The organism is Diaphorobacter sp. JS3050 (genome assembly GCF_013154915.1).
GTDB lineage: Bacteria > Pseudomonadota > Gammaproteobacteria > Burkholderiales > Burkholderiaceae_C > Diaphorobacter > Diaphorobacter nitroreducens.
The window spans coordinates 175,820-201,636 of record NZ_CP053553.1 but is presented as its reverse complement, the minus strand read 5'-3'; the positions used below and the strand labels follow the sequence as shown (position 1 = coordinate 201,636).

General features: G+C 68.6%; 23 protein-coding genes and 1 riboswitch. Of the genes, 7 read left to right on the top strand and 16 right to left on the bottom strand.

Annotated features, from left to right (window positions below; translation table 11 throughout):
• Positions 1 to 32: 32 nt before the first annotated feature.
• The 3 genes from HND92_RS00870 to HND92_RS00860 form a co-directional block, all read right to left on the bottom strand.
• The gene (locus tag HND92_RS00870) at positions 33 to 1,634 is read right to left on the bottom strand and encodes a murein L,D-transpeptidase (RefSeq protein ID WP_172205306.1); all 1,602 of its coding nucleotides are present in this window, start codon (positions 1,632 to 1,634) and stop codon (positions 33 to 35) included.
• Positions 1,635 to 1,669: 35 nt separating this feature from the next.
• Positions 1,670 to 4,408, bottom strand: coding sequence for a methionine synthase (gene metH / locus HND92_RS00865; protein ID WP_172205303.1), 2,739 nt, complete (start codon positions 4,406 to 4,408; stop codon positions 1,670 to 1,672).
• A gap of 52 nt (positions 4,409 to 4,460) precedes the next feature.
• Positions 4,461 to 4,539: riboswitch (S-adenosyl-L-homocysteine riboswitch) on the bottom strand.
• Between the two features lie 66 nt (positions 4,540 to 4,605).
• Positions 4,606 to 4,845, bottom strand: coding sequence for a helix-turn-helix domain-containing protein (locus HND92_RS00860; RefSeq protein WP_172205300.1), 240 nt, complete (start codon positions 4,843 to 4,845; stop codon positions 4,606 to 4,608).
• 111 nt (positions 4,846 to 4,956) lie between these two features.
• Between HND92_RS00860 and HND92_RS00855 the strand changes: the two genes are divergently transcribed.
• The 3 genes from HND92_RS00855 to HND92_RS00845 all read left to right on the top strand — a co-directional run bounded on the left by HND92_RS00855 (position 4,957) and on the right by HND92_RS00845 (position 7,241).
• A complete protein-coding gene (locus tag HND92_RS00855; RefSeq protein WP_172205297.1) occupies positions 4,957 to 5,715 on the top strand; it encodes a hypothetical protein in 759 nt (252 codons plus the stop codon).
• 162 nt (positions 5,716 to 5,877) lie between these two features.
• Positions 5,878 to 6,705: a class III extradiol ring-cleavage dioxygenase gene (locus tag HND92_RS00850; RefSeq protein ID WP_172205294.1), complete on the top strand. Its 828-nt coding sequence runs from the start codon at positions 5,878 to 5,880 to the stop codon at positions 6,703 to 6,705.
• Positions 6,702 to 7,241, top strand: coding sequence for a hypothetical protein (locus tag HND92_RS00845; protein WP_172205291.1), 540 nt, complete (start codon positions 6,702 to 6,704; stop codon positions 7,239 to 7,241). Before HND92_RS00850 ends, HND92_RS00845 begins: the two co-directional genes overlap by 4 nt.
• Positions 7,242 to 7,333: 92 nt before the next feature.
• Here HND92_RS00845 and HND92_RS00840 read toward each other — a convergent pair whose 3' ends face one another.
• Positions 7,334 to 7,828 (bottom strand): PACE efflux transporter, encoded by a 495-nt coding sequence (locus HND92_RS00840; protein WP_172205288.1) that lies wholly within the window; start codon positions 7,826 to 7,828, stop codon positions 7,334 to 7,336.
• A gap of 132 nt (positions 7,829 to 7,960) precedes the next feature.
• Here HND92_RS00840 and HND92_RS00835 point away from each other — a divergent pair, with 132 nt between their 5' ends.
• From HND92_RS00835 to HND92_RS00825, 3 genes are all read left to right on the top strand, one after another.
• Positions 7,961 to 8,896: a PPK2 family polyphosphate kinase gene (locus HND92_RS00835; protein WP_172205266.1), complete on the top strand. Its 936-nt coding sequence runs from the start codon at positions 7,961 to 7,963 to the stop codon at positions 8,894 to 8,896.
• A gap of 180 nt (positions 8,897 to 9,076) precedes the next feature.
• Positions 9,077 to 10,381 carry a Glu/Leu/Phe/Val dehydrogenase gene (locus HND92_RS00830; RefSeq protein WP_011803604.1) on the top strand — a complete coding sequence of 435 codons (1,305 nt, stop codon included), beginning with the start codon at positions 9,077 to 9,079 and terminating at the stop codon, positions 10,379 to 10,381.
• 352 nt (positions 10,382 to 10,733) lie between these two features.
• Positions 10,734 to 11,714, top strand: coding sequence for a porin (locus HND92_RS00825; protein ID WP_172205264.1), 981 nt, complete (start codon positions 10,734 to 10,736; stop codon positions 11,712 to 11,714).
• Positions 11,715 to 11,721: 7 nt separating this feature from the next.
• On the opposite strand, the gene HND92_RS00820 is transcribed toward HND92_RS00825, so the two are convergent.
• On the bottom strand, positions 11,722 to 13,008 hold the full coding sequence (locus tag HND92_RS00820) for a CaiB/BaiF CoA-transferase family protein (RefSeq protein ID WP_172205261.1): 1,287 nt from the start codon (positions 13,006 to 13,008) through the stop codon (positions 11,722 to 11,724).
• Positions 13,009 to 13,133: 125 nt separating this feature from the next.
• Here HND92_RS00820 and HND92_RS00815 point away from each other — a divergent pair, with 125 nt between their 5' ends.
• Positions 13,134 to 14,048 carry a LysR substrate-binding domain-containing protein gene (locus tag HND92_RS00815; RefSeq protein ID WP_172205258.1) on the top strand — a complete coding sequence of 305 codons (915 nt, stop codon included), beginning with the start codon at positions 13,134 to 13,136 and terminating at the stop codon, positions 14,046 to 14,048.
• A gap of 76 nt (positions 14,049 to 14,124) precedes the next feature.
• Here the strand turns inward: HND92_RS00815 and HND92_RS00810 are convergent, their stop codons facing one another.
• The 11 genes from HND92_RS00810 to HND92_RS00760 all read right to left on the bottom strand — a co-directional run bounded on the left by HND92_RS00810 (position 14,125) and on the right by HND92_RS00760 (position 25,650).
• A complete protein-coding gene (locus HND92_RS00810; RefSeq protein ID WP_012655253.1) occupies positions 14,125 to 14,547 on the bottom strand; it encodes a PaaI family thioesterase in 423 nt (140 codons plus the stop codon).
• Positions 14,544 to 15,701, bottom strand: coding sequence for an acyl-CoA dehydrogenase family protein (locus HND92_RS00805; protein WP_012655252.1), 1,158 nt, complete (start codon positions 15,699 to 15,701; stop codon positions 14,544 to 14,546). Before HND92_RS00805 ends, HND92_RS00810 begins: the two co-directional genes overlap by 4 nt.
• Before the next feature lie 26 nt (positions 15,702 to 15,727).
• A complete protein-coding gene (locus HND92_RS00800) occupies positions 15,728 to 16,936 on the bottom strand; it encodes a thiolase (RefSeq protein ID WP_047350168.1) in 1,209 nt (402 codons plus the stop codon).
• On the bottom strand, positions 16,933 to 17,316 hold the full coding sequence (locus HND92_RS00795) for a Zn-ribbon domain-containing OB-fold protein (RefSeq protein WP_172205255.1): 384 nt from the start codon (positions 17,314 to 17,316) through the stop codon (positions 16,933 to 16,935). The genes HND92_RS00800 and HND92_RS00795 overlap by 4 nt, the downstream gene beginning before the upstream one ends.
• Before the next feature lie 95 nt (positions 17,317 to 17,411).
• On the bottom strand, positions 17,412 to 18,389 hold the full coding sequence (locus HND92_RS00790; RefSeq protein WP_172205252.1) for a tripartite tricarboxylate transporter substrate binding protein: 978 nt from the start codon (positions 18,387 to 18,389) through the stop codon (positions 17,412 to 17,414).
• A 17-nt stretch (positions 18,390 to 18,406) separates the two neighbouring features.
• Positions 18,407 to 19,921, bottom strand: coding sequence for a class I adenylate-forming enzyme family protein (locus HND92_RS00785; RefSeq protein WP_172205249.1), 1,515 nt, complete (start codon positions 19,919 to 19,921; stop codon positions 18,407 to 18,409).
• 1 nt (position 19,922) lies between these two features.
• Entirely contained in the window at positions 19,923 to 20,897 is a 975-nt protein-coding gene (locus tag HND92_RS00780; RefSeq protein ID WP_172205246.1) for a tripartite tricarboxylate transporter substrate binding protein, read from the bottom strand.
• A 259-nt stretch (positions 20,898 to 21,156) separates the two neighbouring features.
• Entirely contained in the window at positions 21,157 to 22,365 is a 1,209-nt protein-coding gene (locus HND92_RS00775; RefSeq protein ID WP_103736890.1) for an acetyl-CoA C-acetyltransferase, read from the bottom strand.
• A 66-nt stretch (positions 22,366 to 22,431) separates the two neighbouring features.
• Positions 22,432 to 23,712 carry an acetyl-CoA hydrolase/transferase family protein gene (locus HND92_RS00770; RefSeq protein WP_172205243.1) on the bottom strand — a complete coding sequence of 427 codons (1,281 nt, stop codon included), beginning with the start codon at positions 23,710 to 23,712 and terminating at the stop codon, positions 22,432 to 22,434.
• A gap of 171 nt (positions 23,713 to 23,883) precedes the next feature.
• Entirely contained in the window at positions 23,884 to 24,678 is a 795-nt protein-coding gene (locus HND92_RS00765; RefSeq protein WP_172205240.1) for an enoyl-CoA hydratase/isomerase family protein, read from the bottom strand.
• Between the two features lie 78 nt (positions 24,679 to 24,756).
• Entirely contained in the window at positions 24,757 to 25,650 is an 894-nt protein-coding gene (locus tag HND92_RS00760; protein ID WP_172205237.1) for a MaoC family dehydratase, read from the bottom strand.
• Positions 25,651 to 25,817: the final 167 nt, after the last annotated feature.

The window sequence follows — 25,817 nt, the reverse complement described above, 5'->3', positions numbered from 1 at the left end:
CGCGAAAAACCTCGAAAAAGCGAAAAAACGCGCTATTTTGGACCGATCACCCCGGCAGCACTACCCGCGCGGACCGCATCGTAGGGTTTTGCCGAATGCTGGCGCAGCAGGCTGGCGAGCTTGCGGTCATGGCCGTACAGGTCGCCATAGAAGTGCGGACGGCCGTCCTGCACCACCACGGTGATGTGCGTGATGATGACCGGCACCGGATGCGGCAGCCGTACGAACACGGGCTTGGGCTGCGCCATGGCCGCACGGATGCGCTCCACGGTCCAGGTGGGATCGTCCTGCAACACGAACTGGGCGAGCGCCACCGGCTCCTCGACACGCACGCAGCCGTGGCTCAGGTCGCGCCGGCTGCGGCCGAACAGCGTGGGCGCCGAGGTGTGGTGCAGGTAGATGTTGTCGTTGTTGGGCAGCACGAACTTGATATCGCCCAGCGCGTTCAGCGGCCCCGGGCGCTGGCGTATGCGCGCCTGGCCTGCCAGCACGGCGCCCAGCATCTCGGGTGTGGCGTCGGTGCTCACCCCCGCCGCGCTGACGAACTCCATGCCCTGCCGGGCCAGGTAGCCCGGGTCGCGGCGCAGGCGCGGCACGGTTTCGCCGCGGGCGATGGACGGCGGGATGTTCCAGTACGGACTGAATTCGATGGACTGCATGTCCTCATCGAACAGCGGCGTGCGCGTATCCAGCGCCTTGCCGACGATGACCGCCATGGACAGGCGCAGCGTGATCCTGCCGCCCGCGTACTCATAGGCGCGCAGGCGGTATTCGGGCACGTTCACGGCGATCATGCGCGGGCCCTGCAGCACGGGCGTCCAGCGCAGACGCTCCATCTGCAGCGCGATCTGCTCGGCGCGTGCGGCCGGGGGCACATTCAGCGCCGCCAGCGTGGTCGCGCCCAGCACCCCGTCCGCCTCCAGCCCGTGGCGGCGCTGGAAGGCCGTGACGGCCTCGACCAATGCGGGGGTATATTGCGCTGGCGCGGACGCTGCGGGCGGCTCGCCCGTGGGCTGCGGCGGCAGGTCGCCCAGCGCCACCAGCCGCTCGGCCAGCACGCCCAGGCCCTCCCAGGGCTGGCCCGGCGTGAGCTTGCGGCCCGGCAGCGCGGGCAACGGCTGCGCCCAGGCAGGGTGAGCGCCCATCGCGCGGTACTGCGCCAGCAGTGCGCGCAGCGCCGGGTACATGGGCACGCGAGGGATGGCCGCGTCCCGCGCCTGCTGGATCTGGCCGTCGGCCAGCGCGGTCTGCAGCGCGGCGCGCAGGTCGGGCTGGGGGCGGCGGGAGTGGTCGTAGCGCTCGTTGAGCCGTGCCGGATCGATGCGCCCGCCGTGCAGCTCATACAGGTAGCGCTCCACGGCCTGCGTCAGCTCCTGGTCGAGCGCCACGGCGCAGGCGGCATCCAGGCCGCGGGCGGCTGCGGCCGCCAGCGCATCACTCAGGTGCTGCGCGCCATAGTCGGCCGGCTCCAGCCCATCGGCTGCGGCTTCGTTGAGCCAGCGCACCGCTTCATGCGCAGCCGGCAGGGGGCGCCCATCAGCCGTCAGCCAGGACGGGTTCGCCCAGGCAACCAGCGGCATCCAGGCCGCCAGCAGCAGGGGTGCAGTGTGGTGTGTCAGCAGGCGCAGGTTCATGGGTCGATCTTGGCATGGCCTGTGCCGACCAGGCGCTATAGACCCAGATTCGGCGCAAGCGCGCGCTCCACCTCGGCCAGGGGCACTCCGCTGCGCTGGGCCATGTCCTGCACCTGCGCATCGTCGATCTTGCCGACGCTGAAGTAGGTGCTCTCGGGGTGGCTGAAGTAAAAGCCGCTCACACTGGCCGCGGGCGTCATGGCGTAGCTGTCGGTAATGTCCATGCCCACGTCGGCCGTGCCCAGCAATGCAAACAGCGGCTTCTTCACCCGGTGATCGGGGCATGCGGGGTAGCCCGGCGCGGGGCGGATGCCCACGTACTTCTCGGCGATCAGTTCGTCGTTGGACAGCCGCTCGCCCGCCTGGTAGCCCCACCAGTCGGTGCGCACGCGGTGGTGCAGCCATTCGGCACCGGCCTCGGCCAGGCGATCGGCCAGGGCCTTGAGGGTGATGGCGCTGTAGTCGTCGTGGTCGGCCATGAACTCGGCCACCTTGGCATCCACGCCGATGCCGGCAGTGACGGCAAACGCGCCAATGTGGTCGGCCTGCGTGGGTGCGCCACCCTCCGGGCGAGGCGCGATGAAGTCGGCCAGGCAGCGACTGGGGCGCATGCGGCCCTCGGCGTCGGGCTGCTTCTCGGCCTGCTGGCGCAGGCCGTACCAGGTGAGCACGACCTTGTCGCGCGCGGCATCGGCATACAGCTCGATGTCGTCATCGCGCACGGTGTTGGCGGGCCAGAAGCCCACCACGGCGTGGGCCGTGAGCCAGCGGCCCTCCACGATCTTCTTGAGCATGGCCTGTGCGTCGCGGAAGACGCGCGTGGCTTCCTCGCCCACCACCTCGTCCTGCAGGATGTCGGGGTACTTGCCGGCCAGGTCCCAGGTCTGGAAGTACGGTGCCCAGTCGATGAAGGGCACCAGCTCGGCCAGGTCGATGTTCTTGATCACGCGCCGGCCGATGAACTTGGGCGCCGGCGGCTGGTAATGCGCCCAGTCGATGCGCGTCTTGTTGGCGCGGCACTGCGCCAGCGGCCACACCGGCGTCTTCTTCTTGTTGGCATGCAGGTGGCGCACATGGTCGTAGTCGGCCTGCACCTCCGCCAGGTAGCTGTCCTTTTGCTCGCCCAGCAGGCTCTGCGCCACGCTCACGCTGCGCGAGGCATCGGGCACGTAGACCACGGGGCCCTGGTACTGCGGCGCGATCTTGACGGCCGTGTGCACGCGCGAGCAGGTGGCGCCGCCGATCAGCAATGGAATCTTCTTGATGCGGAAGTACTCGTCCTTGTCCATCTCGCCGGCCACGTACTGCATCTCTTCCAGGCTGGGCGTGATCAGGCCCGACAGGCCGATGATGTCCGCGCCTTCGGCCTTGGCGCGCGCCAGGATTTCATGGCAGGGCACCATCACGCCCATGTTGATGACCTCGAAGTTGTTGCACTGCAGGACGACGGTCACGATGTTCTTGCCGATGTCATGCACGTCGCCCTTCACGGTGGCGATGACGATCTTGCCCTTGCTGGACACGTCCAGGCCGGCGGCTTCCTGCTGGCGCTTTTCTTCCTCGATGTAAGGGATCAGGTGGGCCACGGCCTGCTTCATCACGCGGGCGCTCTTGACCACCTGCGGCAGGAACATCTTGCCCGCGCCGAACAGGTCGCCCACGATGTTCATGCCGTCCATCAGCGGACCTTCGATCACGTGCAGCGGGCGGCCGCCGCCTTGCACCACGATCTGCTGGTAGGCCTCCTCGGTGTCTTCGACGATGAAGTCGGTGATGCCGTGCACCAGCGCGTGCGACAGGCGCTCACCCACGGTTTTCGGGTGCTCGGGCGTGCCGCGCCACTCCAGCTTCTTGCTGTCGTCCTTGGCGGCACCCTTGGCGGCCTCGGCGATCTCCAGCAGGCGTTCGGCCGCGTCGGGGCGGCGGTTCAACACCACGTCTTCCACACGCTCGCGCAGCTCGGGGTCGAGGTCGTCGTAGACGCCGACCATGCCCGCGTTGACGATGCCCATGTCCATGCCGGCCTTGATGGCGTGGTACAGGAACACGGTGTGGATCGCCTCGCGCACCGGCTCGTTGCCGCGGAAGCTGAACGACACGTTGGACACGCCGCCCGACACCTTGGCGCCCGGCAGATGCTGCTTGATCCAGCGCACGGCCTCGATGAAGTCCACGGCGTAGTTGGCGTGCTCTTCGATGCCCGTGGCGATGGCGAAGATGTTGGGGTCGAAGATGATGTCCTCGGGCGCCATGCCCACCTCGTCCACCAGGATGCGGTAGGCGCGCTCGCAGATCTCGGTCTTGCGTGCGAAGGTGTCGGCCTGGCCCTTCTCGTCGAAGGCCATGACCACGGCAGCCGCGCCGTAGCGGCGGATCAGCTTGGCCTGGCGCTTGAACTCCTCCACGCCCTCCTTCATGCTGATGGAGTTGACGATGCCCTTGCCCTGCAGGCAGCGCAGGCCGGCCTCGATGACCTCCCACTTGGAGCTGTCCACCATCACCGGCACCCGGGCGATGTCGGGCTCGGAGGCGATGAGGTTCAGGAAGCGCACCATCGCGGCCTTGCTGTCCAGCATGGCCTCGTCCATGTTCACGTCGATGATCTGCGCGCCGTTTTCCACCTGCTGACGCGCCACCGACAGTGCCTGCTCGTACTGGTCGTTCAGGATCATGCGCGCGAACGCCTTGGAGCCGGTGACGTTGGTGCGCTCGCCCACGTTGACGAACAAACTGCCCTCACCAATAAAAACCGGCTCCAGGCCGGAAAGTTTCATGGGAGGGAGGACGGAAATATCAGACATGGCTCACCTGTGGCTGTGGAGATGCGGCAGGCGAGCGTCGTTGATTGTGCAGATGCCCAAGCCTGACGGGCAGTGACACGCCCGCTGCAACGCTCCTTGGGAAACGGCGGATTTTACTGATTTGCCTTCTCGCGTTGCACAACAGGGTCAGGCGCACCGCCAGACGCGGCTCAGCTGCTTGTCAGCCGGTCAAGTTCCAGCCCTGCACTGGGGGCATCGCAAGCGCGGCACCAATCTACGAAGAGCATCACGTCCACATAACTTTCGCCACGCTCTATCTTCGATACGAATGACTGCCCCACCCCCAGCCTCTGCGCCAGCTGCACCTGCGAGAGACCCGCTTGCTTTCGCAAGGCAGCCAGGCCATCCCGAAGGGTCTGGTAACGCGGGTGATAGACGGTGATTGACACCCGCGCATGCTTTATCCCAAATTGGAATAGTCCATTTACGACTATTTACGCTACATTGCGCGACGGGGCGGTGCGCTGTGCCCTGCCCCCACAACACAACAGAGGGTAACCATGACAACGAAGTTTCGACTTGCAGGGTATTCGGTTTTGGTAGCAGCAACACTTTTGACCGCCTGCGGGGGCGGTGGCAGCGACGACGCTTCCACTGCTACACCTACTCCTGCACCACCACCTGCCGCGACCAGCGCGGAAGGGTTCTGGATGGGCAAATCGGCGGCAGGCTATGACGTTGCCGTGGCCGTGCTGGAAAACGGTGACACCTGGGGCGTCTATACCAGCGGCAGCACCCTCTACGGTGCCCTGCAGGGCAAAACCACGTCATCGAACGGTGCGTTGACGGGGTCTGGGCGCGAGTTCAACCTCTTGTCCAATTCGGTAAGCCAAGGCTCCTACAGCGGCACCTACACGGCCAAAAACCGGCTTGATCTGCGGCTGTCCGACGGAAACAGCTTTTCGGCCACTTACTCCACCTTCTATGACCAACCCACCTCGCTGTCGGCGCTGGCCGGCACCTACCGCGGGTACGGTGTGGGAACGGGCGCGCCGGTGCAGTGGCTGGCAGTCACCATCAGCGCGTCCGGTGCTGTCAGCTATCCGACAACACTGGGCTGCAGCGCCAGCGGCTCCGTCACGCCCCGCGCCAGCGGCAAAAATATTTTTGATCTGCGCATCACCTTCTCGGGTGCCAGTTGCACGCTGGGCAACGGCGCCACGGTCTCTGGCGTGGGCTACTACGAAAGCGGCAAGCTGATCGCCATGGGCTTGCTGCCATCGCAAACCGCTGGCTTTATCTTCAGCGGCAGCAAATAAGCAGCCCGCCACGGCACCGCAGGCGCCCCTGCGGTGTGGCGATCAAGGTAGCAGTGACGACGCTGGCACTGCGGGCAACGCGCCGCATTCGATCACCCGGGTAATGACTGTGTTGCAGCAACAGGCTTTGAAAATCTCGCCTCCAGGCTCAAACTGCTGCCCATGACAAACGCCCACACCACCACCGCCCGCATGCCCACGCTGTTCATCCCGCACGGCGCGGGGCCGTGCTTTTTCATGGACTGGAACCCGCCCGACGCCTGGGACAAGACCGCCGCCTGGCTGCGCAGCATTCCCGCCAGCCTCCCCGCCCGGTCCAAAGCCATCGTGCTGGTGACCGCGCACTGGCTGGCGCCGCAGCCCAGCATGAGCACGGCAGAGCAACCCGGCATGCTGTTTGACTACTACGGGTTTCCGGCGCACACCTACGAGCTGACCTACCCCGCGCCTGGTGCGCCCGCACTGGCCGAACGTGTGGGCAGCCTGCTGGCCGGCGCGGGCTTTGCCCCGGGGTATGACGGCGAGCGCGGCTACGACCACGGCACCTTCATCCCGCTGAAGGTCGCCTTCCCTGATGCCGACGTGCCCGTGCTGCAGCTGTCGCTGCTGCAAAGCCTGGATGCCGCCGATCACATCCGCCTGGGCCAGGCGCTGGAGCCCCTGCGCGGCGAGGGCGTGCTGATCATCGGCAGCGGCATGAGCTACCACAACATGCGCGGCTACGGCGACCCGCGTTCCACCGCCATCGGCGAAGCGTTCGACCGCTGGCTGGGCGAGACCGTGGCCCTGCCCGCGCCCGAGCGCAACGCCCGCCTGGCCGCCTGGGACACTGCTGCCGGCCCCAGCGCGCGGCAGTCGCACCCGCCGCGCGCCGAGGAGCACCTGCTGCCGCTGCATGTGGTGGCGGGCGCGGCCGGCGACAGCCGCGGCGCCAAGGTGTTCACCGACCGCGTGATGGCGGTGGACATCTCGGCCTTCCGCTTCGAGTGACAGGCTACGCAAGTCAATTGCTGCCCTGCGCCATCGGCCCGGCCGGCGCCCGCGACCGCTGGCTGCTGCAGATCAACGCGCAGTCCACGCTCGTTCTGCCAGAGCCGGGGGACAAGGACGCCCCCAGCCTGACCATGCCCGTCGGCACGGAGCAGCTGGCGGCGGGGTGGCGGCGTGGCAACCCGCCCACGCTGCTGCAGATTGAGCAGGCCATCGAGGCGATCGAGGACGCCGTCATGCCCGCCCGCGCCCGTTTCCCCGCGGCACTGCAGCTGGCCACGCGCGACCCGCACGTGCATGCGCTGAGCGCGCTGGCGACCAGGCCTGGCACCGCGGAGGCTGCAAGCACAGCGGCTGGCGACTGGCTGGGCATAGCCGCCGTCGAGCAGCTATTCAACCGCCTGGCCGCCCGCGCCGGCGGCCGCCCGGCGTCGCAAGACGCGCTGCCTGTCGATGGCGCCAGCGCCGCGCGCCTGCTCATCCTGCGCGAGCTGCTGCACCACTGGGGCCTGCCCGGCGTGGCCCTGGTCGGCTGACGCGGCCGGCGCGCCCGGCACCGGGCAAGCCCCGTCGAAAAAGTGCCAAAAACGGCTCCAGCGCTTATTTGGCAGGCGCCTGCAGCTATGAATCAAGTAGCGCTTGTCACGCCCGCTGCGCCCGCAGGCGGTGCAGCAGGCCGGGCCTGCGCCGATGCCGGCAGGCCGAAGACGCGGTCAAACGCCCAGTTGAACGTGTAGGTATAGACCAGAAAAAACAGCAGCAGCCCGGCCTCGAGCACCGTGGCCTGCCACAGGCTGACGTTGAACCACCAGGCCATCAGCGGGATCAGCACCAGCGCCAGCCCGCCCTCAAAACCCACGGCGTGCACCACGCGGCGCAGCACCGACCGGCCCTTGACGCTCTGGCGCGCCTCCCAGCGCTCGAACAGCAGGTTGAATGCCAGGTTCCAGACAATGGCCAGCGTGGAAGCCACCACGGCCATCGCGCCCGACGCGCCCGCACTCTGGCCAATGGCCATGAACAGCAGGCTGGAGACAGCGATGGCGATGGCTTCATAAAGGGTGACAAAAAGCACCCGACGCCATGGCCCCTGCAGGCCGACGGCATGTGTTGTTGCACTCATGCGCCGAAGTATAGGTAGCCTGGTTTACCCGCACCGCTGCGGGGCCGCGCTGCCCGGCCTGGCGCCACAATAGGGCGACAGACATCTGTTTGTCACTTTTCAGACCCCCGTCACCCCCTTCAAGGAGCGCCCATGTCCGATCAGCAGCCGCTGCAGCAGCCCTTCGACATCGCAGACAACAGCCTGGCCAAGCTGTGGCGCCAGTGGCATCCACGCGACTTCGCCGTGGAAGGCAATGGCACCGGCAATGGCAAAAACAAGAACGGCAAGCATGGCGATGACGACGGCGGCAACTCTTTGCGCCTGAAGGACTTTGACCCGGGCGCCAAGCCTTTCTCGTGCGGCGACAAGGCCCAGGACAGAGCCCGCGTGGACGAGCTGGCGCTGGAGCTGGACGCGCTGCAGGACCTGCTGTACGCCGACCGCCGCTACAAGCTGCTGGTGGTGCTGCAGGGCATGGACACCGCCGGCAAGGACGGCACCGTGCGTGGCGTGTTCGGCCGCATGAGCGCCCTGGGCGTGCATGCCGTGGGCTGGAAGGCGCCCACCGAGTTCGAGCGCGCGCACGACTACCTGTGGCGCATCCACCGCCAGGTGCCCGGTGCGGGCGAACTCACCGTGTTCAACCGCAGCCATTACGAGGACGTGCTGGTGCCCGTGGTGAACGGCTGGATCACGCCCGAGCAGCAGCGCCAGCGCTATGCGCACATCAACGACTTCGAGCGGCTGCTGGCCGAAACGGGCACGGTGGTCATGAAGTTCATGCTGCACATCAGCAAGGACGAGCAGCGCCAGCGCCTGCAGGAGCGCCTGGACGACCCCACCAAACACTGGAAGTTCGACATGGGCGACATCCAGGTGCGCGAGCAGTGGGACGCCTACCAGCGCGCCTATGAGGCCTTCCTGCCCGCGACGCACACCCCGTGGGCGCCGTGGACCATCGTGCCCGCCGACTCCAAGACGCACCGCAATCTGATGATCGCCAGCGTGCTGCGCGGCGTGCTGCAGCGGTTGGAACTGCGCTACCCACCGGGCGACCCCGCGCTGGAAAATTTCACAGTCAAATAGGGCTCTAGCGCTTGCATGACAAGCGCCAACAGCTCCTTTTAAAGGAGCAAATTTCACCATGGCGCGGGCATGGCAAGGTTATGCATCGAATGCATTAGATGGAAACATGGCGGCGTTGGACAGCCCTGGGCGACAGGCATAAAGTGCTTCGCTTGGTAGACATTCCCCAAGGAATTCCGCATGTCCAACACCCCCAACCCACCCCTTCCCACCCACGCGCTGCCGTCCTATCTGGACCCCAACCACCTCGGCCCCTGGGGGGTGTATCTGCAGCAAATCGACCGCGTCACCCCTTACCTGGGCAGCCTGGCGCGCTGGGTGGAGACGCTGAAGCGCCCCAAGCGTGCGCTGATCGTGGATGTGCCCATTGAGCTGGACAACGGCACCATCGCCCACTTCGAGGGCTACCGCGTGCAGCACAACGTCAGCCGAGGCCCGGGCAAGGGCGGTGTGCGCTTTCACCAGGACGTGACCCTGTCCGAAGTCATGGCCCTGTCGGCCTGGATGAGCATCAAGAACGCGGCCGTGAACGTGCCCTACGGTGGCGCCAAGGGCGGCATCCGCGTCGACCCCAAGACCCTGTCGAAGGCCGAGCTGGAGCGCCTGACGCGCCGCTACACCAGCGAGATCGGCATCATCATCGGCCCCTCCAAGGACATTCCCGCGCCGGACGTGAACACCAACGCCCAGGTCATGGCCTGGATGATGGACACCTATTCCATGAACGTGGGCACCACCGCCACCGGCGTGGTCACGGGCAAGCCCGTGGACCTGGGTGGCTCGCTGGGCCGCGTGGAGGCCACGGGCCGCGGCGTGTTCACCGTGGGCGTGGAGGCCGCGCGCCTGACCGGCATGGCCATCGAGGGTGCGCGCGTGGCCGTGCAGGGCTTTGGCAACGTGGGTGGCACGGCCGGCAAGCTGTTTGCCGAGGCCGGCGCCAAGGTGGTGGCGGTGCAGGACCACACCGGCAGCATCCACAACGACAAGGGTCTGGACGTGCCGGCGCTGCTGGCGCACGTGCAGCGAACCGGCGGCGTGGGCGGATTCGCCGGTGCCGAGCCCATGGCCAACGACGCCTTCTGGGGCGTGGCCTGCGACATCCTGATCCCCGCAGCGCTGGAGAGCCAGATCACCAAGGACAACGCGGGACGGATCCAGGCCAAGATGGTGATCGAGGGCGCCAACGGCCCCACCACCCCCGAGGCCGACGACATCCTCAACGACAAGGGCGTACTGGTGCTGCCCGACGTGATCTCCAACGCCGGCGGCGTGACGGTCAGCTACTTCGAGTGGGTGCAGGACTTCTCCAGCTTTTTCTGGACCGAGGACGAGATCAACGCCCGCCTGGTGCGCATCATGAAAGAGGCCTTCGCGGGCGTGTGGCAGGTGGCGCAGGAGAACAAAGTCACGCTGCGCACGGCGACCTTCATCGTGGCCTGCAAGCGCATCCTGCATGCGCGCGAGATGCGCGGCCTGTACCCCTGAAACGGCCCGCTCCGTGCGCAAGGCGGCCTGCGGGCCGCCTTTTTCTTTGCCTGCCCTTCCCGGCCCCGGCGCACGCGCATACGGGACATCGCGGATGGCGCGCGCGCACCCCATTTTTATAATCGGCCGTGCAGACTGCCCTTGGCGGCCTGCATGCGCCCTTTTGTTCGGGCGGGCCGCAGTCCCTGTGGCCACCTGGAATCCCGAACCGTCTGCCGGGCGCGTCATCGCGCTGGCCATTCCTGCGATGGCCAGTTTCATCGCTCTCCCTGCTGCCTGCGGCAGCGCCACGCCCATGCCTTCCCCGCGAGGGAGCGGCAGGGCGTTTCATCACACAAGGAGTCTCCCCAGGATGCGCATGTCCCAATCCCTGCCTCTCAGTTTTGCCACCCTCGCCGCCCTCGCCCTGCCGGCCACCGCGCAGTCGCAAGTGACCATCAGCGGCTATCTGGACACCGGCGTCTTTCGTGACTACGACAAGACCCGCAAGCTGGGGACGATCCAGCGCAGCCATCTGGCGGTGGCCGGCACGGAAGACCTGGGCGGTGGCCTCAAGGCCAACTTCCGCCTGAGCACACGCTTCGAGCTGGACACGGGGCAATCCGAAGGGGCGGGCAGCAAGCCCTTCTGGCATGACGAATCCACCGTGGGCCTGCAGGGCGGCTGGGGCCAGTTGCGCCTGGGCCGCGCCCTCAGCGCGATGTGGAGCCAGGAATGGAAGTTCGACGCCTTCTCGAACTTCAACCGCATTGCCTCCACCGCCTGGCACATGGCCCACTACTACACGCCTACCGACCGCGCCAGCAACAACGGCGCCGCGGAATATGGACGCATGACCAACGGCATCTACTACGACTCGCCCACCTGGGACGGCTTCTCGTTCAATGCCAGCGCCTCGACCGAGCGCACCCAGGCGCCCGGCCGCGACGGGCGCGGCGGCTCGGTGGCACTGAACTACGACCAGGGCCCGGTGGCCGCCATGGTGGGCTACGAGCGCAACGGCAGCGGTGACAAGGACCTGTTCCTGGGCGGCCTCTACCGCCTGGGCGCCGCCACGCTGATGATGGCCTACGACCACAGCCGCGCGGGGAGCAGCCCCGATACGTCGCGCATGGTGTCGGTGGGCGGCAGCTACGCCCTGGGTGTCACCACGCTGCGCGCCAGCTACGGTCGCCAGCGGCTGAACGACGGGGTAACCCACCACATGGCGTCACTGGGGGCGGAGTACCACCTGTCCAAGCGCACCATGCTCTACGCGAGCCTGGGGCACCAGCGCTACGAACACAACCCCTCGCGCACGGCGTTCGGCGTGGGCGTGGCCCACGCCTTCTGACGCTGCCTCAGAGCACGCGCTGCGCGCGCAGCGCCTGCAGTTGCGCGGCATCCAGCCCCAGCCGCTCGCGCAGCACCTCGTCGGTGTGCTGACCCAGTGCGGGCGGGGCATAGCGCAGGGTGACGGGCGTATCGGACAAGCGCAGCGGGCTGGCGGTGGTCACCACGCGGTTGACCACTTCGCCGGCCGGCGGCTGGGCGCCGGGGTAGCGCTGCTGCTCCACGCGCAGTCCGCGTGCGCGCACCTGCGCATCGTCGAACGCCTGGCCGACGTGGTTGATCGGGCCACAGGGCACGGCCTTGTCCTCCAACAGCGCGATCCAGGCGGCCGTGGGCCGCGTGCGCGTGAGGGCGGCCATCAGAGGGATCAGCGTCTCACGGTGGGTCACCCGGCCGGCGTTGGTGGCAAAGCGTTCGTCGCCGGCCCAGTCGGTGCCCGCCGCTTCGCAAAAGCGCGCGAACTGCCCATCGTTGCCGATGGCCAGCAGCATGTTGCCGTCCTGCGTGGGAAAGTCCTGGTAGGGCACGACGCTGGGGTGGGTGTTGCCCTGGCGCTTCGGAATGTTGCCGGCGTTGAGGAAGCCCGCACCCTGGTTGGCCAGCACCGCCATGGCCACGTCCAGCAACGCCATGTCGATGTGCTGGCCGCGTCCCGTGCGGTGGCGCGCCTCCAGCGCGCCCAGGATGGCGGTGGTGGCATACATGCCGGTGAACAGGTCGATCACGGCCACGCCCACGCGCATCGGGCCGCCGCCGGGCTCGGCGTCGGCGCGGCCGGTGATACTCATGAGCCCGCTCATGGCCTGCACCAGCAGATCGTAGCCGGCGCGCGGCGCGTAGGGCCCCGTCTGGCCAAAGCCGGTGACCGAGCAGTAGATCAGGCGTGGGTTGAGCGCGCTCAGGGACTCGTAATCCAGGCCGTAGCGCTTGAGGCCGCCGGTCTTGAAGTTCTCCACCACCACATCGCTTTGCATGGCCAGCTCACGGATCAGCCGCTGGCCCTCGGGTGTGGCCATGTCCACGGTGACGGAGCGCTTGTTGCGGTTGCAGGCGGCGAAGTAGCAGGCGTGTTCGCTCGGCTGGCCGTCGGCATCGGGAAAGAACGGCGGGCCCCAGTGGCGCGTGTCGTCGCCGTCGCCGGGCTTCTCGATCTTGATCACGTCGGCACCCATGTCGGCCAGGTTCTGGGTGCACCAGGGGCCGGCCAGCACGCGCGAGAGGTCGAGCACGCGCAGATGGCTGAGCGCACCGGCACGTTCGGTGCCCGTGGAAGAGGAGATGTGAGGTGTGGTCATGGACAGCGGTGTTTGCCGAGCGGAAAAGGCATGGTACGGCGCATCCCTGCACGCCGGCTTTGCATTTGTGAAAGCTGGCGTTCACATGCCCGCCCGGGCCGCTGGCGCTTTCTACAATGCCGGCCATGGCCATGCATTTCGATCTTGTGGATCTGCGCCTGATGGTGCACATCGCCGACGCCAACAGCATGACGCGCGGCGCGGAACTCTCCTTCATCTCCCTGCCGGCGGCCAGCACGCGTATCAAGAACCTGGAAGAAAGCATCGGCACCAAGCTGCTGTACCGCACCAGCCAGGGCGTGACGCTCACGCCGCCGGGCCAGGCCTTCGTGTCCCACGCGCGCATGGTGCTCGGGCAGATCGAACACCTGCGCGGCGACATGCAGGAATACGTGCGCGGCATCAAGGGCCATGTGCGCGTGTTCGCCAACACCACCTCTCTGGGCGAATTCCTGCCGCCGGTGCTGCGGCACTTCCTGCGCCGCAACCCCGACGTGAACATCGACCTGCGCGAGCGCCTGTCGCACGACATCGTGCGCGCCGTGACCGAGGGGCAGACCGACATCGGCATCGTCGCCGGCCTGGTGCGCACCGAGAACCTGGAGACCCTGCCCTACCGCCGCGACCGGCTGGTGTTGGTGGTCCCCAAGGGCCATGCCCTGGACGGCGAGATGCAGATCGACTTTGCCGACACGCAGGAGCTGGACTACGTGGGGCTGCACGAATCCAGCGCCATCCATGCCTTCCTGCGCCACGCCAGCGACCAGCTGCACCGCCCGATCAAGCTGCGCATCCAGGTCGGCAACTTCGAGACGGCCTGCCGCATGATCGAGGCCGGCGTGGGCGTGGGCGTGCTGCCCGAGTCCGCCGCCAGCCGCCATGCGCAGGCCATGGACATCGCCATCGTGCCGCTGTCGGACGCCTGGTCGGTGCGCGAGATGCAGATCTGCGTGCGCAGCATGGAGGCCCTGCCCAGCTTTGCGCAGGAACTGGTGGACCTGCTGGTGGCCGATGCGCAGGGGCGGCTGCAGCTGGAGTGACCGCCGCAGCGGCAGCGGCCCGTGCGATCTTTGAATGAAATTGGCCTCTAGCCCTTGCTAGACAAGCGCTAACAGCTCACTTTTTTGAATCAAGCGTGGTCGGCGCAAGCCAGTACTTGAAGGTGCCGTGTGCGGTGGCCACGAGCTGGCCGTCCTCGTCCAGCAGCTGGCCCGCGCAACTGCACAGGCTGCGCGTGGCATGCACCACCCAGCCTTCGGCCAGCAGCGCGCCGCGCCCCGGGCGGTGAAAGCGGCTGCTCATCTCCACCGTCACCGCGGTCTGCGAGGGCGCCTCGGGCAACTCGCCCGCGGCGCGCGACATCACGGAATCCAGCAGCGCCATGACCACGCCGCCATGCGCAGCGGGTAACTGGTTGAGCAGTTCCTCGCGCAGGTGCGGCAGGCGCACCTGCACCTTGCCCGGCGGCGCCGGCACCTGCGCGGCGCCGATCAGGCGCAAGAAGGCGCTGCGGTCCACCAGCGGCGGAGCCCCGCTCATGCGGCGCGCGCCTCACGCACCATGTTGCGCGCGATGATGATCTGCTGGATCTGCGTCGTGCCCTCGTACAGGCGGAACAGGCGCACGTCGCGGTAAAAGCGCTCGATGCCGTACTCGGCCATGTAGCCTGCGCCGCCCAGGATCTGCACCGCGCGGTCGGCCACGCGGCCGCACATCTCGGTGGCAAACATCTTGGCGCACGAGGCCTCGGTGGAGACGTTGTGCCCGTCGTCGCGGCGGCGCGCGGCGTCGATGGTCATGCATTCGGCGGCGTACAGCTCGGCCTGGCTGTCGGCCAGCATGGCCTGCACCAGCTGGAAGTCGCAGATGGGCTGGCCGAACTGCTTGCGCTCCAGGGCATATGCGAGTGCGTCGCGCAGGATGCGCTGGGCCACGCCCACCGCCACCGCGGCGATGTGGATGCGGCCCTTTTCCAGCACCTTCATGGCGGTCTTGAAGCCGCGGCCCTCCTGCAGGCCGATGAGGTTGGCCGCCGGCACCTTGACGTTGTCGAAGATCACGTCGCAGGTGTGGGCGCCGCGCTGGCCCATCTTTTTGTCGTACTTGCCAAAGCTGATGCCGGGCGTCTTGGCGTCCACGATGAACGAGGACACGCCGCCCGCGCCCTTGTCGGCCGGGTTGGTGCGTGCCATGAGCGTGAACATGCCGGCGTGCGGCGCATTGGTGATGTAGCGCTTGGTGCCGTTGACGATGTAGTGGTCGCCGTCCTTGATGGCCGTGGTGCGCAGCGATGCGGCGTCCGATCCCGCCTCGGGTTCGGTCAGCGCGAACGAGGCGATGACCTCGCCGGTGGCCAGCTTGGGCAGCCACTGGGCCTGCTGCTCGGGCGTGCCATCCATCAGGATGCCCTGCGAGCCGATGCCCACGGTGGTGCCGATGATCGAGCGGAAGGCCGGCGCCGTCTGGCACAGCTCGAACAGTACGCGGCATTCCTCCTCCATCGTCAGCTCCAGGCCGCCGAACTTCTCGGGAATGGTCATGCCGAACAGGCCCAGCTCGCGCATCTCCTGCACGATGGACTCGGGAATTTCATCGGTCTCGGCCACTTCGTTCTCGGCCGGCACCAGGCGTTCTCGCACAAAGCGGCGCACGCTGTCGAGCAGGGCTTCCAGGATGTCTGGGTCGCGGATCATGAGGGTTCTTTCTTCGGTATGCGGGTTCAGAGGGTGTCGGCGGTGCCGAGCACGGCGGTGGACTGGCTGGACAGCGTGCCGCCGTTGCCATGCACCACGGCGGTGTCATGACGCGATAGCTGGCGCGCGCCGGCCTCGCCACGCAGCTGGCGCACGGCCTCGATCAGCGCAAAGATGCCGTACATGCCCGGGTGCACGCACGACAGGCCGCCGCCGTTGGTGTTCACGGCCAGGCGCCCGCCGGGCGCGATGCCGCCGTTCTGCACGAAGGCGCCGCCCTCGCCCTTGGCACAGAAGCCCAGGTCTTCCAGGAACAGCAGGGTGTTGATGGTGAAGGCGTCGTACACCTGGGCCATGTCCATGTCTTTGGCCTGCAAACCCGCCATCGCGAAGGCCTGGGCGCCCGACTGCGCTGCCGCGGTGGTCGTCAGGTCGGGCATGCAGGAGATCTGGCGATTCCAGATGGCCGTGGCATTGCCCAGCACATAGACGGGCGGATTGGGCAGGTCGCGCGCGCGCTCGGCGCGGGTGAGCACGAGGGCGCCGCCACCGTCCGTCACCAGGCAGCAGTCGCGCACGGTGAGCGGGCTGGCGATCGGCCGGGCCGCCAGCACATCCTCGATGGTGAGCGGGTCGCGCATGAACGCCTCGGGGTTCTGCTGCGCCCAGGCGCGTGCGGCCACGGCCACCTCGGCCAGTTGTTCGCGCGTGGTGCCGAATTCGTGCATGTGGCGCGCGGCGGCCAGCGCATAGGCGGACACGGGCAGCACCGGCTCATAGGGAAATTCGTAGGGCTGCGGGTCCAGAAAGCGGCGCGCGGCCACGCTTTCCTTGCGCCCGAAGGTGGCCGAGCGCTGCGCGCTGCCGTAGCACACCAGCACGGCCTTGCACTGCCCGGCCTCCAGCGCGCGGATGGCGGGCAGCAGGTGGGCGATGAAGCTGGAGCCACCGATCATCGTGCCGTCCACATAGGTCGGATTGATGCCGAGGTGTTCGATCACCGGCATGGTCCACATGCTGGCGTTCACACTGCAGGTGGCCAGGCCGTCGATGTCCTGCATGGTCAGGCCCGCGTCGGCCACGGCCGCGTGTGCGGCACGCACCAGCAGCGTCATGTCGTCCATGCCGGGCGCCTCGCCACAGCCGTAGGTGGCAGCGCCGACGATGGCTGCGCGGCCGCGCAGCGGGCGGTTCACGGCGGCAGCGTCCAGAGGGGATTGCGGAACGCGGCTCATGCGGCACCCCCTTGCGCTGCGGGCTGGAACAGCACCAGGCCACGCCCGTCCTTCTGCGCCACGCGGGCCTGCACCCGCTGGCCGATGCGCACGTCTTGGGGCGCCACCCCCTCCACGCGGCTCATCATGCGCACGCCTTCATCCAGATCGATCAGCGCGACGTTGTAGTTGCCCCCCGCGTCCGCCTTGCGCGCGATGGTGGTGGCGGAATACACGGTGCCCAGGCCGCTGGCGCGCACCCAGCGCAGCGGGCTGGCGCCGCAATGCGGGCACAGCTCGCGCGGCGTGAATACGTGGTTCTTGCACTGCGGGCAGTGCTGCAGGCAAAAGCGGCCGGCATCCAGCTCGGCCTGGTAGTGGGTCTGTGCGCTCAGGTGCATGGGATTCTTCGAGTCTTCGGAGTACGAGGCACAGCATGCCCCGGCCACCGCATCACTTCAATTCGACAATCTGAAAGGGCGTCTTCGCCGCGGCATCAACCCGGCGTGATCCCCGCCGTCTTGATCACCTTGGCCCACTTGTCCAGCTCGCCGCGCAGACGCTGGCGCATCTGCTCCTGCGTGCCGGGATCGGCCTCGGCGCCGGCGTCCAGCAGGCGCTGGCGTACGGCGGGGTCTTTCATTGCGGTGTTGAAGTCGGCGTTGATCTTGTCCAGCACGGCCTGCGGCGTCTTCGCGGGCGCGAACAGCGCGGCCCAGGAGTACGCCTCATAGCCGGGCAGGCCGGATTCCACGCCCGTGGGCACGTCGGGCAGCATGGCCGAGCGCTGGCGGCTGGCCACGCCCAGCACCTTCACCCGGCCGCTCTTGATGTGCTGCAGCGCCGTGGGTGCGTCGCTGAACATGAGCTGCACCTGCCCGCCCAGCAGGTCGTTCATGGCCGGTGCGCTGCCCTTGTAGGGGATGTGCTGCAGCTTGGTCCCCGCCTCCATGTTGAACAGCTCGCCCGCCAGGTGCGTGCCGCCGCCGTTGCCCGACGAGCCATAGGCCAGCGGCGTGCCCTTCTTGGCCAGCGCGATCAGCTCCTGGATGGTGTTGGCCGGCACCGAGGGGTGCGCCACGATGAACACGGGGAACATGGCCGCGAAGCTGATGGGGGCGAAGTCCTTCTCGATGTCGTAGGGCAGCTTGCCCATCAACGAGGGGTTGACCGAGTGGTGGATGGCACCCACGAAGAGGCCGTAACCGTCGGGTGCCTCCTTGGCGGCGGCCGTCGCGCCCACCACGCCGCCCGCGCCGGCGCGGTTGTCGATCACGGTGGGCGTCTTCCAGATCTCGGACAGCCTGTGGCTGAAGACGCGGGCGGTGGTGTCCACCGGGCCGCCGGGCGGGAACGGCACGATGAAGCGCACGGGCCGGCTGGGCCAGGGGTCGGCCGCGAGCGCCGCCAGCGGATGGGCGGCGGCAAGCAGGCTGCCGGCGATGAAGTTGCGGCGGGAGGGGGTGGAATGCATGGTGTGTCTCCTATCGTTCAGGTGGTCAGGCCCAAGGCCTGGTCTTTCAGGGTGCGCTTGAGCACCTTGCCGTTGGTATTGGTGGGCAGCTCGCTCAGGGCGACGATGTGGGACGGGCGCTTGTAGGGCGCGAGCAGCTCGCGCAAATGGGACTGCATGGCATCGGCATCCAGCGCGGCGCCCGGGCGCAACTCCACAAAGGCGACGATCTCCTCGTTGCCGTCCTCCACAGTGCGGCCCACCACGGCCGAGCGCTGCACGCTGGGGTGGGTGTTGAGCGCGGTTTCCACCTCGGCGGGGTAGACGTTGAAGCCCGAGCGGATGATCATTTCCTTCAGACGCCCCACGACGAACAGCGCGCCGTCGGCATACATCTCGCCCAGGTCGCCGCTGGCGTACCAGCCACCTTCGCGCATCACCGCGGCCGTGGCCTTGGGGTCGCGAAAGTAGCCGGGCATCAGCCCCCGGCCGCGGATCCACAGCTCACCGCGCTCGCCCAGCGGCAGCGGCTCGCCGGTGGCCGGGTCGGTCACGCGCACCTCGGCCTCGGCCACGGCGTAGCCGGCACTGGTGTCGGGCCGCTGCTCGCCCAGGCGCGTGAGGTGCACCGAGCCTGCGTATTCCGACAGGCCGTAGCCGTGGTGCAGCGCCTGGCCGAAGGCGGCCTCCACGCGCTGCTTCAGCGCCAGGTCGAGCGGGCCCGCTCCGGTGTAGAGGTAGCGCAGCGCTGGCGCCTCGGGCCGCTGGATGCCGCGCTCCTGCAAGTGCGCCAGCAGGCGCGAGAACAGCGCGGGCGGCCCCTGCAGCTGCGACACGCCATGGTGGGCCAGCGCATCCAGCAGGTCGTCGGGATCGAACTGCGGACGCATCACGAGCTGCACACCGGCCAGCAGCGAGCTGAGCAGCGCCGTGCCCAGACCGAAGATGTGGGTCATGGGCACAAAGGCGTAGCTGCGGTCCTGCGGACCCAGCGCACGCGATGCCCCCGACACGCGCGCAAAGTGGATCAGCGCATCGTGCGTGAGCATCACGCCCTTGGGCTGGCCCGTGGTGCCCGAGGTGAAGATCAGCGAGGCGACCGTATCGCGCAGCGCACCTGCTTCGGGCTGCGCGTCCTGGAGAACCGCGCCGTGCTGCATGCCCGGCAGCGCGGAATCGACCGCCGCGAAGCGCTGGGCATGCGCGGCGGCGCTGCGCGATGCCGCAGCCGTGAAGAACACCACGCGCGCATCGGCCTTGTCGACGAAGGCGTCGATCTCGGCGGGCGCCATGCGTGCGTTCACGCCGCAGGACCAGGCGCCCACGCGGCTGCAGGCCAGGATCAGCGCAGCATGCTCGGGGCAGTTCTCGGCCACCACCAGCACGCGGTGGCCAGGGCGCACATCCAGGGCCCGCAGTTCGGCCTCGGCCGTGTCGGTGAGCGCGCCCAGGTCGGCAAAGCTCAGGCTGCGGCCGTCCGGCAGATGAATGAAGGGCCGCGCGGGCGCCTCGGCCAGCCAGCGGTCCAGCAGGTGATGGATGCGCTCTGCCATCTCAATCCACGGTGATGCCCTGGGTCACCGTGGCCCACATGGCGCGCTCCTGGGCGCCGCGCTCGGCCAGCTTCTGCGGCGCGCCGGTCCACTCGTCGTAGCCCAGTTCCTTGTAGCGCTTTTTCAGCTCGGGCTGCGCCAGCGCGGCGTTGACGGCCTTGTTGATCCTGGCCACCAGCTCGGGCGCCAGCCCCTTGGGGCCGTAGATGCCGTACCAGCCGCCCACGTCGAAGCCCTTCAGGGCCTCGATGCCCGACTCGGCGAAGGTGGGCACGTCCGGCAGCGAGGCGTTGCGCTGGGGCGAGGTCACGGCGATGGCGCGTACCTTGCCGCTGTGGATGTAGGCGCTGGCGGTGCTGATGATGTCCAGCATCATGTTCAGCTGCCCGCCGATCACGTCCGTCATCGCCGGGGCGTTGCCCTTGTAGGGGATGTGGTTCATCTCGATGCCGCTGCGCCTGGCAAACAGCAGCGCGCCCAGGTGGTTGGAGCCGCCCACACCGGCCGAGCCGTAGGCCAGCTTGCCGGGGTGCGCCTTGGCGTGGGCGACCAGCTCGCGCACGGTGCGGTAGGGCTCGTTGTTGTTCACCACCAGCACGTTGTAGTAGCTCAGCACGGGCGCCACCGGCGCCAGGTCCTGGGCCAGGTCGAACGGCATCTTGCTCATCACGTTGGGGCTGATGGTGATGGTGGGGCTGGCGGCAAACCACAGCGTCATGCCGTCGGGCTTGGAGCGCACGACCTCGCTGCCGGCAATGGTGGCATTGGCGCCGGTCTTGTTTTCCACCATGACCGGCATGCCCAGTTCCTTGGACAGCGCCGGTGCGAACAGGCGCGCCCCCTGGTCCACGGGGCCACCCGCGGCATAGCCCACGATGAGGCGCACGGGCTGGCCGTCCTGCGCGGCGGCAGGCAGAGCGAAGGCGAAAGGCGCCAGGGCCAGGGCGGCCGTGGCGAGACGACGGGAAGCGGGCATGGTGTGTCTCCTGATGTTGTAGGTAACGCGGGCACCGCTGGGGCGAAGGGCCAGCGCGTTGGCAGCAATGGTGCGGCCCGGTGCGCACGCTGGGAATCTGCTTTTGTCAAAGCCGGGGTTGAGGTGTCCTTAGGGCCAGGCCAACAACGCGCACGCTGGCGCGCGCCTTGCACCGCAGCCGTGCAAGGCGCCAGGTCACGCAGTCACACGCGGCGGTCTGCGGCAGCGCAGATCCACCGCTCAGTGCAAGCGCCGCGCGTCAGACGCGCTCGAACACCGCGGCGATGCCCTGGCCGCCGCCGATGCACATGGTCTCCAGGCCGTAGCGGCCCTTGCGGCGCTGCAGCTCGTGCAGCAGCGTGGCCAGGATGCGCACGCCCGTGGCGCCGATGGGGTGGCCCAGCGAGATGCCCGAGCCGTTGACGTTGAGCTTGTGCGCGATGGCATCCTGGTCCTGCCATTCCCAGCCCTTGAGCACGGCCAGCACCTGGCAGGCGAAGGCCTCATTGAGCTCCACCAGATCCATGTCGTCGATGCGCAGGTTCAGCCGCGCGAGCAGCTTCTTCACGGCCGGCACCGGGCCGATGCCCATGTGCGAGGGCTCACAGCCCGCGGCGGCCCAGCCCACCAGCGTGGCCATGGGCGTGAGGCCCAGCTCGGCCAGCTTGTCCTCGGCCACGATCAGGCAGGCGGCCGAGGCATCGTTTTGCTGGCTGGCATTGCCGGCGGTCACGGTGCCGTTCGGCATCAGCACGCGCAGCTTGGCCAGGCTCTCGGGCGTGACGTCGGCGCGAAAGCCCTCATCGCGGGCAAACGTGACCGGCTCGCCCTTGCGCTGCGGCACCTGCACGGGAACGATTTCGTCGGCAAAGCGGCCCGCCTCCCAGGCGGCCGCCGCGCGCTGGTGGCTGCGCAGCGCGAAGGCATCGGCCTCCTCACGGGTGATGCCATAGTCGCGCGCCAGGTTCTCCGCCGTCTCGATCATTCCGGAGATCTTGCCGAAGCGCTCCACCGGCTGCGAGCGCTCGCGCCCGCGGTCCAGGCGGTCGTAGAAGCGCACGTTTCCCGAGCGCGCGCCCCAGCGCATGTCGGTGCTGTAGTACTCGATGTTGCTCATGCTCTCCACGCCGCCGGCGATCACCACGTCGGCGGCGCCGCTCTGCACCATCATCGACGCGGTGACGATGGCCTGCAGGCCGCCGCCGCAGCGCCGGTCCAGCTGCATGCCCGGCACCGATACCGGCAGCCCTGCCTGCAGCGCGGCCCAGCGGCCCACGCAGGGCACCTCGCTGTTGGCGTACGACTGGGCCATGACCACGTCGTCGATGCGCGCGGGGTCGATGCCGCTTCTCTCGACCACGGCGCGCACCGTGGTGGCGGCCAGCTCCTCGACGGGCACGGGCCGCAGGCTGCCGCCAAAGGTGCCGACGGGGGTGCGGACGGGGGTGACGATGGCGGCTCTGCGCATGGTGTTGCTCCTTGAAATATGAATGAAAATGGCCGCTAGCGCTTATCTGACATGCGCCAATAGCTATCAAATTTGAAATGCCGCGCCACAGAGGCGCAGCGTGTCGTGGGCCTGGCGCTCCAGGTCGGCGCGGTGTTCGGGGGCGGCAATGTCGATCAGCCGGCGCACGCGGCGCGACAGCGTCTGGCCGCGCAGGTCGGCCACGCCATGCTCGGTGACGATCAGGCCCCCGTCGCTGCGCGGCGTGCTCACCGGGCCCGAGAGCTGGGCCACGATGCGTGTCTTGCCCTTGGCGGTGGCGGGCAGCGCCACGATGGGCAGGCCGCCTTTGCTGCGCGCGGCGCCGCGCAGGAAGTCCACCGCGCCGCCCACGGCGCCCACGTAGCAGCCGGCGGCCACCTCGGCATTGATCTGGCCGGTGAGGTCCACCTCGATGGCCGCGTTGATGGCGGTGAGCTTGTGGCTGGCGGCCAGCACCGCGGGGTCGTGCGTGTAGTCGGTGCCGCGCAGCTCGATCTGTGGGTTGCGGTGCGCCCAGCGGCGCAGCCTCTCGCCGCCCATGAGAATGCCGCCAATGCCCACGCCGGTGTCCAGGCTCTTCCTGGCGTTGGTGAGCACGCCGGCCTCGGCCAGGGCCGCAATGCCGTCGCCCACTGCACCGCTGTGCAGGCCAAGGTCGCGGTGGCCGTGCAGCGCGGCCAGCACGGCCTCGGGCAGGTTGCCGATGCCCAGCTGCAGCGTGGCGCCGTCTTCCACCCACCCCGCCACATGGCGCGCAATGGCCTGCTCTACCGGGCCGGGCGCGCTGCGGCTCTGGTCCAGCGGCGGGTGCTCGGCGTCGATGAGCAGCGCGAAGTCGCTGGCCTGCAGGTGCAGGCCGCCGTGCGTCCAGGGCACGTCGGGGTGCACCTCGGCGATCACCACACGCGCGCGCTCGATCGCGGCGGGCAGGTATTCCTGCACCAGCCCCAGGCTGTAGCGGCCCTGCGCATCGGGCGGCGACACCTGCAGCAGCACCACGTCGGCCGGCAGCACCCCCGCGCGGATCAGGCCCGGCAGATGGGAATAGTGGCTGGGCAGGATGTCCAGCACGCCGGCCTGGGCCAGGGCGCGGTGCGGCCCGCCCGCGGCATAGCCGAAGAAATCGATGGCGTCGGCCAGCCCGGGCTGCAGCGTGTCCGACGCGCCGATGCCCACGAACACGCGCAGCCGCCCGCCCTGCGCCAGCGCGTGGCGATGCTGCACCACGGCGCGCGTGAGCGTCAGCGGCTCGGCCGTGGCCTGGCCCCACCACAGCGTGTCGCCGGGGCGGATCAGTGCCTGCAAGCGTTCGGCCAATGCGCTCATATCAGTGCTCCAGGGCGCAGCGCGCCACCCGCAACCCATGAAACTGGCGCGCCGGCACCGGTCCGATGGCCGCGGAGCAGGCCATGCCAGCGGACGCCGTGGAGCGGGCTTTGCCCGGCCACTGGCGTCGTCCCCCTGGGGGGATGGCGCCGAAGGCGACACAGGGGGGAGTCATTTCCTGTCCCAGTCGAAGCGCAGCGGCTGCTTGTCCTTGAAGCGTCGCACCGCGTCCTGGTGGTAGTCGGAGCCACGGCACACAGATTGCGCATAGGACTCCAGCTCGGCGATGGTGCGCGCGTCGCTCTCGAAGGACTGGTTCATGATGGTCTTGGCCATGCCGATGGCGGCGGTGGAGGCCTCGCCAAAACGCCGTGCCAGCGCCAACGCGGCCTCGGTCAGCGCGGTGGCGTCGTCCACAATGTCGAACACCATGCCCAGTTGCTTGGCTTCCTCGGCATCGACGGTGCGCGCGGTGAAGACCAGCTCCTTGGCCTTTTGCTGGCCCACGATGCGCGGCAGCAGGTGCATCGCGCCCAGGTCGGGGATCAGGCCGATGCGGCCGAACACCGCGCAGAACTTGGCGCGGCGCGTGGCCAGCACGAAGTCGGCCGCCAGGGCCAGGCTCAGGCCCGCGCCGAAGGCCGGGCCGTCCACCGCGGCGATCACGGGCTTTTCCAGGTTCACGAGTTCGGGGAACCACTGGTGCAGCTCGCGCATGCCCTTGCGAAAGGCCAGGCCGGTGCGGGTGGTGTCCAGCATGGCCGAGATGTCGCCGCCCGAGCAGAACGCGCCGCCCGCGCCCGTGAGGATCACGGCATGCACCTGCGCGTCGTCGCGCATCTGCGCGATGGCGGCGGCCAGGGCTGGGCGCATGGCCTGGTTGAGCGCGTTGCGTGCCTCGGGGCGGTTCAGGGTGATGGTGCCGATGCCGTCCTGCACGGCGGTCAACACGGGGGGTGCGCTCATGGCGTGCTCCAGGGTTTTTGATTCAGAACGAGCTCCAGCGCTTACCTATGAAGCGCCGGCAGCTCACTTTTTGATAGCTCACGCCAGTTCGGCGAAGCCGTGGCTCAGCACCACCTTGTCGCGTTCGAGCACACGGGCGCGCAGCTGCACCTGCGTCGGTTGGCCGGGCACGCGCCAGATCTCGGTCACCAACGTCTCCCCTGGGTACACGGGGGCGGCAAAGCGGATGTCCAGCGCCTTGAGGCGCGCGGGATCGCCGGCGCAGCACTGGCGCAGCAGCGCGTGCGCCACCAGGCCGTAACTGGCCAGCCCGTGCAGGATGGGGCGCTCGAAGCCTGCCTTGGCGGCCACGGCCGGGTCGGCGTGCAGCGGGTTGTAGTCGCCCATCAGGCGGTAGAGCAGCGCCGCCTCGGGGCGGGTGGGCTGGGTGTCGGTGAGGTCGGGCGCGCGGTCCTGCGGCGTGGGCTGCAGCGCGGGCAGCGGTGCGTCGCTGGGCTGGCCGCCGCCCTGCTGGCTGTAGCCGCCATCCCCGCGCAGGAAGGTGACCTGCTGCACGGTGGCCAGCAGCTCGCCGGCGGCGGTTTCCAGGCGCCGCTCGGTCACCATGATGGCGCCCTTGCCCTCGCCCTTGTCGGTCAGGTGCGTGATGCGGTTGTGGCCCACGACCTCGCCGCTCGCGGGCAGCGGGCGGTGCAGGCGCATGCGCTGCTCGCCATGCAGGAGCTTGACCCAGTCGATGCCCGTGTCCGCCTCGCGCGCCCAGAAGCCCGGGTAGCCCAGCACCACGGCCTGCGACGGCAGGGCGCGCAGGCCGCCTTCCAGCCCCTCGTAGACGAAGGGCAGCGCGCTGGCGTTCAGCGGATCGTTGCCCAGCCCGAGGCTGAGCGCGTAAAGCATGGTGTCGCGCTCGGTGTACGTCTGGCGGATCACGCCAAAATCGCGCGCCTTCAGGTGGTGATAGTCAATGGCCATCTCAGTTGTCCATAAGGTTGTGTATTGCCAGCGCGCCATGCAACTGGCGCGTCCCCAGGCCAGCGGCCACCGCGCAAGGGCCTGGGCTGGCCGCGCCGCCCCGCCGCGCTGGTGGCGTCCCCCTTCCCGCAGCGCGCAGCGCTGCGAGAGAAGGGGGAAGGCGCGCA

Excerpts from the sequence above, each read along its gene's own strand:
- HND92_RS00840 (WP_172205288.1), bottom strand. The coding sequence starts at position 7,828 with ATGAGTGCAACAACACATGCCGTCGGCCTGCAGGGGCCATGGCGTCGG.
- HND92_RS00830 (WP_011803604.1), top strand. The coding sequence starts at position 9,077 with ATGTCCAACACCCCCAACCCACCCCTTCCCACCCACGCGCTGCCGTCC.
- HND92_RS00800 (WP_047350168.1), bottom strand. The coding sequence starts at position 16,936 with ATGAGCCGCGTTCCGCAATCCCCTCTGGACGCTGCCGCCGTGAACCGC.
- metH (WP_172205303.1), bottom strand. The coding sequence starts at position 4,408 with ATGAAACTTTCCGGCCTGGAGCCGGTTTTTATTGGTGAGGGCAGTTTG.
- HND92_RS00765 (WP_172205240.1), bottom strand. The coding sequence starts at position 24,678 with ATGAGCGCACCCCCCGTGTTGACCGCCGTGCAGGACGGCATCGGCACC.
- HND92_RS00835 (WP_172205266.1), top strand. The coding sequence starts at position 7,961 with ATGTCCGATCAGCAGCCGCTGCAGCAGCCCTTCGACATCGCAGACAAC.
- HND92_RS00785 (WP_172205249.1), bottom strand. The coding sequence starts at position 19,921 with ATGGCAGAGCGCATCCATCACCTGCTGGACCGCTGGCTGGCCGAGGCG.
- HND92_RS00870 (WP_172205306.1), bottom strand. The coding sequence starts at position 1,634 with ATGAACCTGCGCCTGCTGACACACCACACTGCACCCCTGCTGCTGGCG.
- HND92_RS00825 (WP_172205264.1), top strand. The coding sequence starts at position 10,734 with ATGCGCATGTCCCAATCCCTGCCTCTCAGTTTTGCCACCCTCGCCGCC.
- HND92_RS00850 (WP_172205294.1), top strand. The coding sequence starts at position 5,878 with ATGACAAACGCCCACACCACCACCGCCCGCATGCCCACGCTGTTCATC.
- HND92_RS00815 (WP_172205258.1), top strand. The coding sequence starts at position 13,134 with ATGGCCATGCATTTCGATCTTGTGGATCTGCGCCTGATGGTGCACATC.
- HND92_RS00770 (WP_172205243.1), bottom strand. The coding sequence starts at position 23,712 with ATGAGCGCATTGGCCGAACGCTTGCAGGCACTGATCCGCCCCGGCGAC.
- HND92_RS00760 (WP_172205237.1), bottom strand. The coding sequence starts at position 25,650 with ATGGCCATTGACTATCACCACCTGAAGGCGCGCGATTTTGGCGTGATC.
- HND92_RS00855 (WP_172205297.1), top strand. The coding sequence starts at position 4,957 with ATGACAACGAAGTTTCGACTTGCAGGGTATTCGGTTTTGGTAGCAGCA.
- HND92_RS00790 (WP_172205252.1), bottom strand. The coding sequence starts at position 18,389 with ATGCATTCCACCCCCTCCCGCCGCAACTTCATCGCCGGCAGCCTGCTT.
- HND92_RS00820 (WP_172205261.1), bottom strand. The coding sequence starts at position 13,008 with ATGACCACACCTCACATCTCCTCTTCCACGGGCACCGAACGTGCCGGT.
- HND92_RS00795 (WP_172205255.1), bottom strand. The coding sequence starts at position 17,316 with ATGCACCTGAGCGCACAGACCCACTACCAGGCCGAGCTGGATGCCGGC.
- HND92_RS00805 (WP_012655252.1), bottom strand. The coding sequence starts at position 15,701 with ATGATCCGCGACCCAGACATCCTGGAAGCCCTGCTCGACAGCGTGCGC.
- HND92_RS00780 (WP_172205246.1), bottom strand. The coding sequence starts at position 20,897 with ATGCCCGCTTCCCGTCGTCTCGCCACGGCCGCCCTGGCCCTGGCGCCT.
- HND92_RS00775 (WP_103736890.1), bottom strand. The coding sequence starts at position 22,365 with ATGCGCAGAGCCGCCATCGTCACCCCCGTCCGCACCCCCGTCGGCACC.
- HND92_RS00810 (WP_012655253.1), bottom strand. The coding sequence starts at position 14,547 with ATGAGCGGGGCTCCGCCGCTGGTGGACCGCAGCGCCTTCTTGCGCCTG.